At 69.4% G+C, this 13,001-nt stretch carries 17 protein-coding genes and 1 pseudogene; 9 read left to right on the forward strand and 9 right to left on the reverse strand.

Annotation, left to right across the window (positions count from 1 at the left end):
• The coding region (locus Q8Q85_06420; protein ID MDP3773886.1) for a hypothetical protein at positions 1 to 1,073 on the forward strand (1,073 nt) is incomplete at its 5' end.
• Positions 1,074 to 1,248: 175 nt separating this feature from the next.
• Here Q8Q85_06420 and Q8Q85_06425 read toward each other — a convergent pair.
• A complete protein-coding gene (locus Q8Q85_06425) occupies positions 1,249 to 1,392 on the reverse strand; it encodes a hypothetical protein (protein ID MDP3773887.1) in 144 nt (47 codons plus the stop codon).
• Between the two features lie 23 nt (positions 1,393 to 1,415).
• On the opposite strand from Q8Q85_06425, the gene Q8Q85_06430 reads away from it, so the two are divergent.
• The 7 genes from Q8Q85_06430 (at position 1,416) to Q8Q85_06460 (ending at position 7,758) form a co-directional block, all read left to right on the forward strand.
• On the forward strand, positions 1,416 to 2,579 hold the full coding sequence (locus Q8Q85_06430; protein ID MDP3773888.1) for an acyl-CoA dehydrogenase: 1,164 nt from the start codon (positions 1,416 to 1,418) through the stop codon (positions 2,577 to 2,579).
• Between the two features lie 31 nt (positions 2,580 to 2,610).
• Positions 2,611 to 3,168, forward strand: coding sequence for a sigma-70 family RNA polymerase sigma factor (locus tag Q8Q85_06435; protein MDP3773889.1), 558 nt, complete (start codon positions 2,611 to 2,613; stop codon positions 3,166 to 3,168).
• A complete protein-coding gene (locus tag Q8Q85_06440; GenBank protein MDP3773890.1) occupies positions 3,165 to 4,139 on the forward strand; it encodes a FecR domain-containing protein in 975 nt (324 codons plus the stop codon). The genes Q8Q85_06435 and Q8Q85_06440 overlap by 4 nt, the downstream gene beginning before the upstream one ends.
• 4 nt (positions 4,140 to 4,143) lie before the next feature.
• A complete protein-coding gene (locus Q8Q85_06445) occupies positions 4,144 to 5,334 on the forward strand; it encodes a PQQ-dependent sugar dehydrogenase (GenBank protein ID MDP3773891.1) in 1,191 nt (396 codons plus the stop codon).
• Between the two features lie 65 nt (positions 5,335 to 5,399).
• A complete protein-coding gene (locus Q8Q85_06450; protein ID MDP3773892.1) occupies positions 5,400 to 5,936 on the forward strand; it encodes a hypothetical protein in 537 nt (178 codons plus the stop codon).
• A 36-nt stretch (positions 5,937 to 5,972) separates the two neighbouring features.
• Positions 5,973 to 6,488, forward strand: coding sequence for an SRPBCC family protein (locus Q8Q85_06455; GenBank protein MDP3773893.1), 516 nt, complete (start codon positions 5,973 to 5,975; stop codon positions 6,486 to 6,488).
• Positions 6,489 to 6,702: 214 nt separating this feature from the next.
• Positions 6,703 to 7,758 carry a deoxyhypusine synthase gene (locus Q8Q85_06460; GenBank protein MDP3773894.1) on the forward strand — a complete coding sequence of 352 codons (1,056 nt, stop codon included), beginning with the start codon at positions 6,703 to 6,705 and terminating at the stop codon, positions 7,756 to 7,758.
• Positions 7,759 to 7,822: 64 nt separating this feature from the next.
• On the opposite strand, the gene Q8Q85_06465 is transcribed toward Q8Q85_06460, so the two are convergent.
• The 5 genes from Q8Q85_06465 to Q8Q85_06485 all read right to left on the reverse strand — a co-directional run bounded on the left by Q8Q85_06465 (position 7,823) and on the right by Q8Q85_06485 (position 10,693).
• Positions 7,823 to 8,086, reverse strand: a complete 264-nt coding sequence (locus tag Q8Q85_06465) for a hypothetical protein (GenBank protein MDP3773895.1) — start codon at positions 8,084 to 8,086, stop codon at positions 7,823 to 7,825.
• Between the two features lie 57 nt (positions 8,087 to 8,143).
• The gene (locus Q8Q85_06470; GenBank protein MDP3773896.1) at positions 8,144 to 8,362 is read right to left on the reverse strand and encodes a carboxymuconolactone decarboxylase family protein; all 219 of its coding nucleotides are present in this window, start codon (positions 8,360 to 8,362) and stop codon (positions 8,144 to 8,146) included.
• A 133-nt stretch (positions 8,363 to 8,495) separates the two neighbouring features.
• Positions 8,496 to 9,053, reverse strand: coding sequence for a carboxymuconolactone decarboxylase family protein (locus Q8Q85_06475; protein MDP3773897.1), 558 nt, complete (start codon positions 9,051 to 9,053; stop codon positions 8,496 to 8,498).
• Positions 9,054 to 9,096: 43 nt separating this feature from the next.
• Entirely contained in the window at positions 9,097 to 9,690 is a 594-nt protein-coding gene (locus Q8Q85_06480) for a helix-turn-helix domain-containing protein (GenBank protein MDP3773898.1), read from the reverse strand.
• Positions 9,691 to 9,751: 61 nt separating this feature from the next.
• The gene (locus Q8Q85_06485; protein MDP3773899.1) at positions 9,752 to 10,693 is read right to left on the reverse strand and encodes a serine/threonine-protein kinase; all 942 of its coding nucleotides are present in this window, start codon (positions 10,691 to 10,693) and stop codon (positions 9,752 to 9,754) included.
• 246 nt (positions 10,694 to 10,939) lie between these two features.
• On the opposite strand from Q8Q85_06485, the gene Q8Q85_06490 reads away from it, so the two are divergent.
• Positions 10,940 to 11,080, forward strand: a complete 141-nt coding sequence (locus Q8Q85_06490) for a hypothetical protein (protein MDP3773900.1) — start codon at positions 10,940 to 10,942, stop codon at positions 11,078 to 11,080.
• Here Q8Q85_06490 and Q8Q85_06495 read toward each other — a convergent pair.
• The 3 genes and pseudogenes from Q8Q85_06495 to Q8Q85_06505 form a co-directional block, all read right to left on the reverse strand.
• Positions 11,071 to 11,772: pseudogene (locus tag Q8Q85_06495) on the reverse strand (DUF3179 domain-containing (seleno)protein). The gene Q8Q85_06490 and the pseudogene Q8Q85_06495 sit on opposite strands and share 10 nt — an antisense overlap.
• 12 nt (positions 11,773 to 11,784) lie before the next feature.
• Positions 11,785 to 12,108: a hypothetical protein gene (locus tag Q8Q85_06500; GenBank protein MDP3773901.1), complete on the reverse strand. Its 324-nt coding sequence runs from the start codon at positions 12,106 to 12,108 to the stop codon at positions 11,785 to 11,787.
• Positions 12,109 to 12,239: 131 nt separating this feature from the next.
• On the reverse strand, positions 12,240 to 13,001 hold a 762-nt coding region (locus Q8Q85_06505), incomplete at its 5' end, for a hypothetical protein (protein MDP3773902.1).

Genomic DNA, 13,001 nt, shown 5'->3' on the forward strand with positions numbered 1-13,001 from the left:
TGATGCTGACCGCGGCGTTCATCCTCGTCTCGGCGGAACACCGCACCACGGACAACTCGCTCGCCGGCGCGCGGGCCTTGTCGCTGGCCCAGGCAGGACTCCAAAGCTACCTGGCCGCCAACCGGGGGATCGGCTCGACCACCACCTACGACTCGGTCCGCTACACCGTCAGTGACGGGTACTCGGACGTGGTCGCCCAGCGGCTGCGGCCCGCGACCGGTTCCTCCATGGCGGTCTGGGTCATCCGCTCCAGCGGCTACTCAACCGACCCGCGCCTGGGCGGCCAGACCCAGGGCAAGAGGGTGGTGGCGCAGCTGGCCCAGCTCAACCTGGGACTCCTCCCGGCCCGCGCCGCGCTGGTCAGCGCCAACGGCACCCAGGTGATCGCGAGCGGGGCGAACCCGCTCTCGGGCGATGACCTTGGCACCAGCGTCGCGGGGTGTGTCCCGCCGGGGGGCGACGCCGCCGACACCTTCGCCGTCTCGACACCGACCTACTCGCAGGGTGGCGGCAGCGACCCCGTGGGCGAGGGTTCGGGGGGCGGGGTCGACGGCGTCAACCTCCTCGCCAGTGAGAGCGCAGTGATCGACTCCACGCGCATAGATTGGCCCTCGCTCCTGGCGGGCAACTTCGTCCCAGACTACGCCATCCCCGGCGCAAGCTTGCCGGCATATGGCGCCTCGACGTACAACGTTGGCTACGTGATCGGCAACGCCACCATCCCCGGCAACCCCAGCGGGTCCTGGAGTACGGCCGCGGGGCTTCGCGGTATGCTCGTCGTGACCGGCAACGTCTACCTGTCGGACCAAGCCCATTGGGACGGGATCATCGTCGCCGGCGGCACGATAGGACCGCCGGCCGGCGCTCCGCAGGCGGACTACGTCGTCCACGGCATGGTGATCACCGGTCTCAACAACAGCGTCAGCCCGGGCAGCGTGCCCGTGAACCAGCTGCGCCGCGGCGGCACTCGGATAATCCGGTGGACCTATTGCTATACCCGGGCTTCCATCAGCTCCTTGAACGCCATGGTACCCATCAGGAACGGATGGGTGGACACCTGGACCACCTATTAGGCTCGCCGCTGTCCGGAAATCGCCGAGCGTCCAGAAAACAGCCAGTTCCCAGCCTCAGCCACCATGCGATAACACACTGCAATTCAATGGTTTAGATCACAGCGGCACGGTGGCACGCCCTCCTCGGCCCGGCCGAGACCCGGCAGCTCGAGAGCGTTCAGCTCCAAGCCACCGCTCAGCTCATCGCAGGCGGCTTCGCGGCGGCGCAGGACCAGGCGCGCGACCAGCAGGCACCGGTCCTCATCACCTTGAACCGCGCGGCGCCGACGGGAACGTTGTCCATCGCGAACGGGATGTAGCCCTTGAGTTGTACCCGCATCGCCGCGCCAGTAGCTTCTGGCCATGACGACCACCCAGACCGCCGCGCTCCCCCTCACCGTCCTCTCCGAAGAAGAAGCGATGTTCCAGGGAGCGGTGCGCGACTTCGCCGAAGAGCAGGTCAAGCCGCTGGTTCACGCAATGGACGAGGCGGGCGCCCTCGAGCCGTCGCTCATCCCCCGGGTGTTCGAGATGGGCCTCATGGGGATCGAGATCCCGGACCCGTTGGGCGGCGCCGGGGGCTCGTTCTTCATGGCGGCGCTCGCGGTGGAGGAGCTGTCGCACGTGGATGCCGCGACCGCGATCCTGGTGGACGTCCAGAACACTCTCGTGAACAACTGTCTTCTCCGCTGGGGGAACGACGAGCAGAAGGCGCGTTACGCGCCGAAACTCGCCGCCGAATGGGTTGGCGCGTACGCGCTCTCCGAGGCGGGCTCCGGCTCGGACGCGTTCGGCCTGGCCACGCGGGCCGAGAAGCGCGGCGACCGCTGGGTGCTGAACGGCCGCAAGCTGTGGATAACGAACGGCGCCGAGGCGTCGCTGTACGTCGTGTTCGCGAGCGTCGATACTGCCAAGGGCTACAAGGGCATCACCGCGTTCCTGATCGAGCGGTCCTTCCACGGCTTCGCGGTCGGCAAGAAGGAGGACAAGCTCGGCATTCGCGCCTCGAGCACCACCGAGCTGATCCTCGACGACTGCGAAGTTCCGGACGCGAACGTCCTCGGCGAGGTGGGCAAGGGCTACAAGGTCTCGATCGAGACGCTGAACGAGGGCCGGATCGGGATCGGCGCGCAGATGATCGGGGTGGCGGGCGGCGCGCTCGCCGCGGCCACGTCGTACGTCAAGGAGCGCCAACAGTTCGGCAAGCCGATCGCCGAGTTCCAGGCCGTCCAGTTCCAACTCGCCCAGGCGGCCACCGAGCTGGAGGCGGCGCGCCTGATGGTCTACAACGCCGCACGCCTCAAGGACGCGGGGCATCCGTTCACGCAGCAGGCCGCGATGGCGAAGCTCTTCTCCTCGCAGGTCGCCGAGCGGGTGACGTCGCTGTGCGTGGAGCTCTTCGGCGGGTACGGCTACACCAAGGAGTACCCGGTCGAGAAGTTCTATCGCGACGCCAAGATCGGCACCATCTACGAAGGCACCAGCAACATGCAGCTCCAGACCATCGCGAAGCTGCTGCTCAAGTAAACCTTTCCTTGCCGCCCGGCATCGTACCGGTGTGCCGAGCACCGCGGTCCTCCTCGAGCGGCCCAGGGCGGTCGTGACCGACGCCGTTCGCCGCGCCCAGGCCGGCGACGAGTCTGCCTTCGAGCAACTCTATCGCGAGCACGCGGGCCGGGTCTATGCCGTGTGCCTCCGCCTAACGGCGAACGCGGTGGAAGCGCGCGAGCGCACCCAGGACGTCTTCGTCCGAGCGTGGGAAACGCTGCCGTCCTTCCGGGGCGAGAGCGCCTTTTCGACCTGGCTCCACCGGCTCGCCGTGAACGTCGTGCTGATGGAGCTGCGCACCGCACGGCGACGCGACGCGCGTTTTCTCGCCGAAACCGACGCGCCGGAAGGCGGGGGAGCGGCCCGCGACAGCTCCCCCGCGCTCCGCATGGACCTCGAGGCGGCGGTGGACGCGCTACCGCCCGGCGCGCGACAGGTGCTCGTATTGCACGACATCGAGGGTTACCAACACCAGGAGATCGCGGAGATGCTGGGCATCGCGGAAGGGACGTCCAAGGCGCACCTCTTCCGCGCGCGCCGGCTGCTCCGGGAGGCGTTGAACCGATGAAGAGCCACGACGACTTCGAGCTGAAGCGGGCGCTGGATGCGCTGCCGCGCTCCATCGAGCCGCCGGCCGACTTCTGGCCGGACATCAAGCCGCGCCTGGCTGCGCGTCGCAGGGGGTGGCGGACTGGATCCATGCGGATCGCCGCCTCCATGGCCTTGCTGGCGGCCGGCATCGCCGGCTTCGCCGCGGTCCGACGCACCCAGTCCACCTGGCACCTTGCCGGCGTCTCCGGCGCTCCAAGCCGCGTGTACCGCGTCGGCGAATCGCTCAACACCGACGACACCTCGCGCGCGACCCTCAGGGTCGCGAACATCGGTGAGGTCGAGATCGAGCCCAACACCCGCGTGCGACTGGTCACGGCTCGCGCCACCCTGCACCGCCTCGCGCTCGAGCGCGGAACGATCCACGCCCGCATCTCGGCACCGCCGCGCCTGTTCTTCGTCGAGACGCCCTCGGCGCTCGCAGTGGACCTCGGCTGCGCTTACGATCTCACCGTGGACGAGTACGGGAACAGCGTGTTGCACGTGACGCTCGGCTGGGTCAGCTTCGAGGAGGGCGGAAGGGAATCGCTCGTTCCCGCCGGCATGCGGTCTATCACCCGGACGGGCCTGGGAGTGGGAACACCGTTCGCCGACGACGCGCCGGAGGCGCTCCGCCGCGCGCTGATCGCGTTCGACTTCGAGCAGGGCGGCGATTCGGCGCTCGCGATCGTGCTGCGCGAGGCGCACGCCAGCGACGCCATCACGCTCTGGCACCTCATCTCGCGAGTGGATGCCTCGCGGCGCGCCGAGGTGTACGACCGCCTCGCCTCGCTGTCGCCACCGCCGCAAGGCGTCACGCGCGAAGCAGCGCTCCGCCTCGACCACGCCGCCCTGCGGCTCTGGTGGGAGACGCTGCCGGGCTCGATCCCCATCACGTCGGATTGGGGCAAGACACTGTGGCGGCTGTGGCTGAAACTCACGGCGTGGTGAGACGATGACGCGCCGGTACGCCAGCGCGCTGGCGGCGCTCCTGCTCGCGGGTGCGGCAGGCGCGAAAGTGAAGTCGCAGGACGTCGCAGCCGGCTCGCGCCCCTGGCAAGGCCTGACGCTGACCCAGGTCGCCGGCGGGCTCGACAACCCGCTCTACCTCACCGCGCCCGTCGGCGACCGGCGGCTCTTCGTGGTCGAGCAGCCCGGCCGCATCCGGATCGTGAAGGACGGACGGCTCCTCCCCGCGCCGTTCCTCGACATCACCGATCGGGTCGGGAGCGGTGGCGAGCGCGGGCTGCTTTCCGTCGCCTTCCACCCCCAGTACCGGACCAACGGCCGGTTCTATGTGAACTACACCGACCGGCATGGCGACACCCGGATCGAGCGTTACACGGCGCGCCCCGACGCCGACTCCGCGGACCCCTCCTCAGCCGCCCTCGTCCTGGGCGTGGAGCAGCCCTTCGCGAACCACAACGGCGGGCTCGTGATGTTCGGTCCCGACGGAATGCTGTACGTGGGCATGGGCGACGGTGGGTCCGCCGGCGACCCGTTCGGTAACGGTCAGAAGCGCTCGACCCTCCTCGGCAAGTTGCTGCGCCTCGACGTGGACCATTCAGAGCCGTACGCGGTGCCGCCGGGGAATGCTTTCAACAGAAGGGGAGACAGGGGAGTTAGGGGAGAGAGGGGAGAGAGGGGAGACAGGGGAGAGATTTGGGCGCTCGGCCTGCGCAACCCGTGGCGTTTCGCGTTCGATCGAACAACCGGGCTGCTCTACATCGCGGACGTGGGGCAGAACCGGTGGGAGGAAGTTAATGTCGCGCCCGCAACCCAAGCAGGCCTCAACTACGGCTGGCGCACCGCCGAGGGGGCGCACTGCTTCCTGATACCCGTCTGTCTCCGCGGCGGCCTCGTGGCGCCGGTGCTCGAGTATGACCACTCGCAGGGCTGCTCGATAACCGGCGGCTACGTGTACCGCGGCTCACGCATCCCGACGATTGCCGGGCACTACTTCTACAGCGACTACTGCACCGGCTGGCTGCGCAGCTTCCGCTACGTTGACGGCGCGGCCACGGACCGCCGCTCGTGGAACGTGCCGGGCGTGGGCGCCGTGCTCTCCTTCGGCGAGGATGCCGCGGGCGAGCTCTATGTCCTCTCTGCCAATGGGAGCGTGTACCGGCTCGACCCGGCGCACTAAACGCGGGGGCGCCTCCCGGCATCATACCTCCGTCAGCCATCGCCACCCGGACGGAGGAACGAATCATGAGACCCCAAGCCCGCCTGCTCGCCACGCTCATCGCACTCACCGCGGCTACTCCGCTCGTCGCCGGCGCGCCGTGGATCTCCATCGAGCTCCCGGCCAACCGGATCGACCCGGAAACGCGGGGCGCCTACCTGGTCGTGCGCACCTACCATCACGCCACGCCGGCGCAGCTCATCATGCGCGGCACCGCCGAAAGCCTGGTGAACGGCGCCCGTCGTTCGGTGACGCTCTCGTATCGCTCGACCAGCCAGACCGGCGTCTTCGCGCTCGACAAGACGTGGGGCGACGCCGGCCCGTGGGTCCTGGACATCCGGGCCTTCAACGGCAGCCTCGAGATGTCGGCTGTGGTGGGTGTCGGGACGACCGGAGAAGCGGTCTTTGTGCGGGTACCGCTGGGACTCGGTGGCGCTCCTCGAACGGTCTCCCGCGGCGAAGTGGACGCCATGCTCCAGGCGCTCGCCCGCGGCCAGACGCCGCCGCCGCTGGCCGCCGGCGGCGGGGCGCTGGGTCGCGTGCTCGCGTCATTGCGTCGGTGAGACATATAATTCGGCCGGACAACTTCGGAGCCGGTCATGAAATGGGCGCTGATGGTTCTCGGGGCGCTGGTAGCGCTGGTCATCGTCGCCGCCGTCGTCGGCCTGTTCCTGCCCAAGGGCCACGTAGCCACCCGGACCGTTCGCATCGACAAGCCGCCGGACGAGGTGTGGGCCACCATCACAGACTTCGCCGCAGTGCCGCAGTGGTTCGCCGAGATCAAGAGCTCCGAGCGCATCGCCGACATCAACGGGCACCCCGCCTGGCACGAGAACTTCGGCGGCTTCACGGCGGACATGGAAACGGCCGAGTGGGACCCACCGCGGCGGATGAAGCGCGAGGTGCACTCCACCAACGCGGGCTTCCGAGGGTCGTGGACCTTCGAGCTGGGGCCGACCGACGGCGGTACGCGGCTCACGATCACGGAGGCGGGTGAGGTGGACAACCCGATCTTCCGGCTCATGACCCGCTTGATGGACCAGACCGCCACGATCAACAAGTACACGGCAGCGCTCGGCCGGCGGCTCGGGACGGAGGTCGAGGCTCGCGACTGAAGTCGCGGCTCGGCGCCTGCCGCTGAAGCGGCGCGCGTCGCTTTAGCGACAGCCCTTTGCCGAGCCGCGGCTTCAGCCGCGAGGGAACCGTTGCACCGACCGTCGCGTCCGGTTAAGTTGTGTGTAGACATAGCCACCCGCCTTGGCGATGGCGGTCCCCGAGTTGTGGGGCCGTAGCCGGGGACAGGGTGGCGTTTTCTTTCGGGGTTGCCCAATGGACGAACCGACCAAAGCCGACCTGCTGAACGCGCCCGTCGTGCATATCGACATCAAGCAGCACGACGTCCGGCCCCTGGTGGACGCCATGGCGGACATGGCCTTCCAGTCGCGCAACCTCGGCCGCGCCGCGCGGATCTTCGACCGCATGCTGGCCGACAAGGACTGCTCGACCATCGTGTGCATGGCGGGCTCGCTCGTCTCCGCCGGCCTCAGACAGGTCTTCATCGACCTGGTCGAGAACCGGATGGCCGACGCCGTCGTCGCCACCGGCGCCAACATCGTGGACCAGGACTTCTTCGAGGGCCTGGGCTTCAAGCACTACCGGGGCGACACCCGCGCCGACGACGACATGCTGCGGCGCAACGCGATCGACCGCATCTACGACACGTACATCGACGAGGACAACCTCCGCGAGTGCGACATGACGATCGCGAAGATCGCGGACGCCATGCTGGAGAACGGCGGCCCGCGGGCTGTCAGCTCGCGCGAGTTCATCCGTGAGATGGGCGCCTGGCTCGCCGTCAACCGGCCGGACTCTAAGTCCATCGTCCTGGCCGCGTACCGGGCCGAGGTGCCGATCTTCGTCCCCGCGTTCTCCGACTGCTCGGCCGGATTCGGCCTGGTCTACCATCAGGTCCAGCATCCGGACGGCTACATCGCCCTCGACTCGGCCGCGGACTTCCGCGAGCTGACGCAAGTCAAGCTGGCCGCCGGCGCGACCGGGCTCTTCATGGTGGGTGGCGGCGTGCCGAAGAACTTCGCGCAGGACATCGTCGTGGCGGCGGAGATCCTGGGCCACGACGCCGAGATGCACCGGTACGCGGTGCAGATCACCGTGGCCGACGAGCGCGACGGCGCCCTCTCGGGCTCCACACTTCGCGAGGCCAACTCGTGGGGCAAGGTGCAGCTGGGCGAGGAGCAGATGGTCTTCGCGGAGGCCACGGTCGCCCTCCCGCTGATCGCGGGGTACGCGTACCACCGCGGGGCGTGGCGGGCGCGCGAGGCCAAGCGGTACGCCAAGCTGTTCGCGGCGGAGGCGGCGCGGAAGTAGCGCCGCTCGTGCGCGGGGAGTTAGGCGAGGGGCGTCGCGGTGCGGCGCCCTTCGTGCTTCCTGTTCACTCGAAGCGCGGCTCGAGCTCGACGCCAAGTCCGTCGGCAACGCGGTTCACGAAAGCGTAGTACGCCGTCACCGCGCAAATGTCGTGGATGGCCCGGTCGTCGAAGCCCACGTCGCTCAGGCGCGCTACATCCGCGGCCGAGATGCTGCTCGGCTCGGTGGTGAGTCGCACGGCGTAGTCCAGCATCGCGCGGTCGGCGGGTCCGAGATCGAGCGAGCGCCAGTCCCGGATCAGGGAATCAGCGAACACCGCCGCGGCCACGGCCGACCGGCCGGCGAGACTCAGCAGCTGACGGAGACCCGCTCCGTGATGCTGTATTCAATAGTGACAGTGGTTCGCGGCCGATACCACGACGGCGAGCATCTCCCGCTGGATGCGCGTCAGCGGGCCCGGTCCGCGCATCAGCTCTACGTAGAGCTCGTAGTGATGGCGCATGACCCGCGAATGAACCCCGTGGATCCGCAGGATGTTGTCCTGGTCCGGGACGCGATCGTCGGCTGGCACTTGCTCGTCGGGTGCGTACGGGATGAATGCCACGGCTGGCCGCCTCACAAATAGTTGACAAAACGTCGGGGCCGCCTCGCCAGATCTGCGGCGGCTCGGCGCCGCCGTCAGGCCGTCGGTCGCGCCGGAGGCCGCTCGGCGCCCCCTCCGCGTTACGTGGCGCGACTCAGGCCCCGACCGACAGGTCCCAGCGTTGCGGCGCGAAGGCGTCGTCAAGCGGCGTATCGGCCAGGTGGTTCACGTAGTTGCTGAGCGTCTTGAGCGCGACGAGCGCGAACACGTCGAGCGCGTGGCCCCGGTCGTATCCGGCCTCCTGGAACGTCTTGAGGTCGCCGTCGTTCAAGCGTCCGCGCGCGCGCACCACCGCGACGGCGAACCGGCGCAACGCTTCGAGCTTCCGGTCGTCCACGGGCAGTCGCTTTCGCGCGGCGTCCACCGCGGCCGTGGGAGCCTTCACCATGGCGGCGATTGTGGAGTGGGCTGCGACGCAGTAGGGGCAGCCGTTTTCGGCGCTTACGGCGATAGCGATTATCTGCTGCTCAGCCGGAGTGAGCCGGGCCCGGTCGAGCGCGCCGGCGATGCCCAGATAGGCTCCGAGCGCCGCCGGGGACTCGGCGAGTACGCCGAGCAAGTTCGGGACGAACCCGTAGGTTTGACGGGCGGCCTCGAGGAGCGGGCGGGATGCCTCCGGGGCCGTGGCGAGAGTGTGGACCGGGAACGACATGGCGGGTCTCCTGGAATAAGTCAGTTGGATAACTTACTCCCTCTTAACGCGCCACCACTCGCTTTGGTTCCCGTCCCCCGCGCACCTCCGCCGCCAGCGCCCGCATCCGTTCCCGCAGTACGCCGGGGTCGCGCAGGCCCTGCGCGATCTGCGCCGCCCCCTGCTTCGCCGCCAGCAGGGCCACGGCCTGCCGCCGGGCCCCCGCCGACGTGAGGCCCATGGCGCGGTACTGGCCCGCCAACCAGTCCAGCTGGCGCCTGAGGAGCCGGGAGCCCCGGGTCGCGAGCGGCCCGCCTCGGCGCTCCAACTCGCCGGCCAGCACACCGAACGGGCAGCCGTAGCGCGTCACGGCCGCCGCCTGCTCACCAAACACCTCGAGCAGGCGGGCCACCCGCTCGGCCGGCCCGGCCGCCGTTTCGGCCGTGGCGATCGCGGCTTCGATCGCCTCCAGTCGCGCGTCGATCACGGCCTCGGTTAGCTGGTCCTTCGTCCTGTAGTAGTAGTAGACGTTGCCGAGGGGCACGCCGGAGGCCTCCGCCACCTGGGCCAGCGTAGTGGCCTCGAGTCCCCGGCGGTGAATCAGCCGCGCGGCCGCGTCCACCAGCCGCTGCCGCTTGTCTCGTCTGGCTTCGCGCACGGGTGAAGATTGGCGTGCGACCCGCCGGGCCGGCAAGCCGGGGCCCGGGCGCGCGGGCAGACTAGCCGCGCAGGATGAGGGCCACCGCCGCGGCCAGCGCGACCACCACGGCCGCAACCGCGACCGCCACGCGCCAAAAACGCCGCGGCCGGGCCGCCGGTCGACCTGCGCTCAGGTCTTCCAGCGCCTCGTGGAACTCGGCGGCCGTGGCGAACCGATCCTCCGGCTCCTTCGCCAACGCCTTGGCCAGCACCCGCTCGAGCTCGCGGGGCGCCAGGTCGAGCGAGCGCCGATGCTCCGGAGGCGTGTCCGTCAAGCGGCCGCTTCTGCTGGAGGAGCGATCGGGCCAACTCGCCGGCGGCTCGCCCACCAGCATCTCGTAGAGCACGCAGCCCAGACTGTAGATGTCGGTGCGCTCGTCCAACTTGGCGCTCCCCATGGCCTGCTCGGGGCTCATGTAGCCCGGGGTACCCATGACCTTGTCGGGCATGGTGAGCTTCTCGAACCCACACGCGTCGCACGCGCGGGCGAGGCCGAAGTCCGCCACCAGGGTGTGGCCCTCGGAGATGAGGATGTTCTCCGGCTTGATGTCGCGGTGGATGATGCCGTGGGCGTGGGCGTACGCCAGCGCGTCGGCCGCGTCGCGGGTGAAGTGCAGGATCTCGCCGAGGGTGAGTTTGGGCTCGCGCTCCAGACGCGCCCGGAGCGCCTCGCCCTCGATGTAGGGCATCACGTAGTAGAGGAGGTCCCCAGCCTCGCCCGCCGCGAAGATCGGCACGATGTGGGGGTGCGAGAGCTGGCCGGCCAGCTCGATCTCCCGGCGGAAGCGCTCCCGCGTGGTCGGGCTCGGAACCGCCGGATCCATGACCTTGATCGCGACTTTACGGCTCGGCTTCCGCTGCAGCCCCAGGTAGACCGTGGCCATGCCGCCACGGCCGACCTCGCCGAGCACGTTGTACTCGGCGGTCAGGGCGGAGCGGAGCGTCTCGAGCGTATCGGGCATACTCCTCCAGAATGCGGCCGCCGGCTTCCAGGTTCCCCGGAGGCCTGCGATGTCCCGCCGGGCCGCCAACTCAGCCGGTGAGTCGCCGTACCGTGGACAGCGTGATAACCGCCCCGAGCAGGGCGGACAGCACCGCAACCAGCAATCTCCGGCACGCCGGCGGGAGCGGGAACACGCGGTGGATACCGCGTCTTGGTATCCGCAAGTACCATAACGAAGGTCATCACCACGGCCAAAGGGGATCAAGTGACCTGGGCATTCGCACCTGTCTGGAACGGCGCGCTGACGTACGACCGCTTCGTGAAGGAGTCCACGGAGCATTGCGGGGACCCTGGGAACCGGGCGTTCCAACTGCCGCACCGCACGGCCAGGGCGCCCTATCGCTGATGATCCTCAAAGGTAGTGGTGCCGGGGAACATCAGCGCGAACCCGTACCACCGCGTGAACAGTTGCAAGGGCCGTTCGGCGCGCCGTCGCCGGCCGAGGGCGTCGGCGACCACTCCTCCTCGGAAGGCGTCGCCGGTGTCGAGGCGCAGCGTATCCGCGCTCCAGTGGGCGGCCGTGGCCATCGTGAAGATCGCGGCGGGAGCGCCCGCTCCCGCGTCGAAGAACACGAGTAGGCGCCTGCCGGCGAGGGTGTCCACGAGCACGTTCCCCGCGGCCCGAATGGTTTCGAGCGGGTAGTAGCGAGCGGTCGAGTCGATCCACACGCCGAGGCCGACATCCATCGTCGGACGACGGGTGTCCTCCCGGCTCATGGTGCGCAGGAAGATCGGCCCGAGGACGGGTACTCGCTCGGCGAGTGGCGCCCACCGGCTCGGCTGGCGCACCGGCCGATCCGAGACGGCCACGCGGACGTCGGGGTTCGCGGCAAGCGCTTCGCGTGCCGTCGTGTGCAGGAGGTTGCCCGGGGACCCCAGGCGCCGACCCTTCAGCGGCCCGTAGAGGCAGCTGCCGGTGACGTGATGCCAGAGCGAGCGCGTCTCGCGGTCGCGAAGAATCGAGACGCCGTCGTAGAGTCCGGCGAACTCGAAGTGCAGCAGCCTCTGGTCCACGATGGGAGTCAACCTGACCCCCGTATTGCAGACGGGTCAGAACGACACCATCCAGGGCTCGCCCGCGATCTCGCCCTGGGCGACGTGGTGGTAGGTCATCTGCGCCGTGATCAGGGCGAGCGGACCGGCTCGGGTGTCGAAGACGAGGACCGGCGTGTCCTCGTCCACCGTGTGATCGTCCAAGGCATCGCGAAGGCGCACGGTGTTCGCCACCATGAACGGCGCGAAGACGGTCGTATCGTTGATCGCGGCGCGGCCCAGGTCGAAGTCCTGTGGCAGGACGGGGCGCGCAGGAAGCGCGACGAGAGCTGCCGCCAGGCAGAGGGACAGTACCGGCTCGCGACCGAGCACGCACGTCATCGGGGCCTCCGGAGTGTTCCCCAGGTAAAGCGCGAGCGGGTTCCGGAGTTCGCGCGGCGGCGGCCGCGGCGCCGGAACTTCCCCCGGCATGCGCCGGACGCCGACCTCGTGAGGCGCGAGTCTCTCCGGGCCTACCAACCGCGCCGCCGGAGTCGCACCACGCGCTTGCCACCGAACGCAACGACGTACAGCGCGCCATCCTCCGCGACGGCGAGGTCCGTGGGCCGCTCGAGCGAGTCGGCCATCTGACCGAGGTAGTGACCCTCGCGCGTGAAGATCTGCACGCGGTCGTTGTAGAAATCAGCCACGTAGACCCTGCCGCCCGTGACCTCGACACCAGTGGCGACGCGGAACCACCCCTTGAGGCGTCCCGGGAGACCGATGCCGAGCGGTCCGCCCCACCTGCGCACGTACTCGCCGCCGCGGCCAAACACCTGCACGCGGTTGTTGTACGCGTCGGCGACGTAGAGCAGCGAGTCCTCGAGCGCCACGTCCGTCGGGTAGTGCAGGCGCGCCGCGCCGGCGCGACCGGGCCGACCGACGACGCGTACCCGGCCAGGGTCGAAGGCCTGGACGCGATGATTGAAGAAGTCGGCCACGAAGACCGTGTCCCCCTGGGCCACCGCTCCGGCTGGGGCGTCAAGCTCGCCGGGTCGCGGCCCCGAGCTGCCGCCCACACGGCGCACCACACGACCACTCGTATCAAGCACCGTCACTCGGTCGGCGAGGTACTCCGCGACGTACAGCAAGCCGTCCGTCCCGCGCGTGATGTGCATGGGGCGCCGGAGCTCCAGCGTCGTGTCCCCCCACGCGGCGACCGTTGCGCCTCCGGTGTCGAACACGACCACGCGATTCGCCCCCGCGTCCGTGACGTAGAGCCGGCCACCGGCGAC

This window comes from Gemmatimonadales bacterium, from assembly GCA_030697825.1.
GTDB lineage: Bacteria > Gemmatimonadota > Gemmatimonadetes > Gemmatimonadales > JACORV01 > JACORV01.

Excerpts from the sequence above, each read along its gene's own strand:
- Q8Q85_06425 (MDP3773887.1), bottom strand. The coding sequence starts at position 1,392 with ATGCGGGTACAACTCAAGGGCTACATCCCGTTCGCGATGGACAACGTT.
- Q8Q85_06455 (MDP3773893.1), top strand. The coding sequence starts at position 5,973 with ATGAAATGGGCGCTGATGGTTCTCGGGGCGCTGGTAGCGCTGGTCATC.
- Q8Q85_06460 (MDP3773894.1), top strand. The coding sequence starts at position 6,703 with ATGGACGAACCGACCAAAGCCGACCTGCTGAACGCGCCCGTCGTGCAT.
- Q8Q85_06450 (MDP3773892.1), top strand. The coding sequence starts at position 5,400 with ATGAGACCCCAAGCCCGCCTGCTCGCCACGCTCATCGCACTCACCGCG.
- Q8Q85_06430 (MDP3773888.1), top strand. The coding sequence starts at position 1,416 with ATGACGACCACCCAGACCGCCGCGCTCCCCCTCACCGTCCTCTCCGAA.
- Q8Q85_06475 (MDP3773897.1), bottom strand. The coding sequence starts at position 9,053 with ATGTCGTTCCCGGTCCACACTCTCGCCACGGCCCCGGAGGCATCCCGC.
- Q8Q85_06445 (MDP3773891.1), top strand. The coding sequence starts at position 4,144 with ATGACGCGCCGGTACGCCAGCGCGCTGGCGGCGCTCCTGCTCGCGGGT.
- Q8Q85_06500 (MDP3773901.1), bottom strand. The coding sequence starts at position 12,108 with ATGACGTGCGTGCTCGGTCGCGAGCCGGTACTGTCCCTCTGCCTGGCG.
- Q8Q85_06485 (MDP3773899.1), bottom strand. The coding sequence starts at position 10,693 with ATGCCCGATACGCTCGAGACGCTCCGCTCCGCCCTGACCGCCGAGTAC.
- Q8Q85_06440 (MDP3773890.1), top strand. The coding sequence starts at position 3,165 with ATGAAGAGCCACGACGACTTCGAGCTGAAGCGGGCGCTGGATGCGCTG.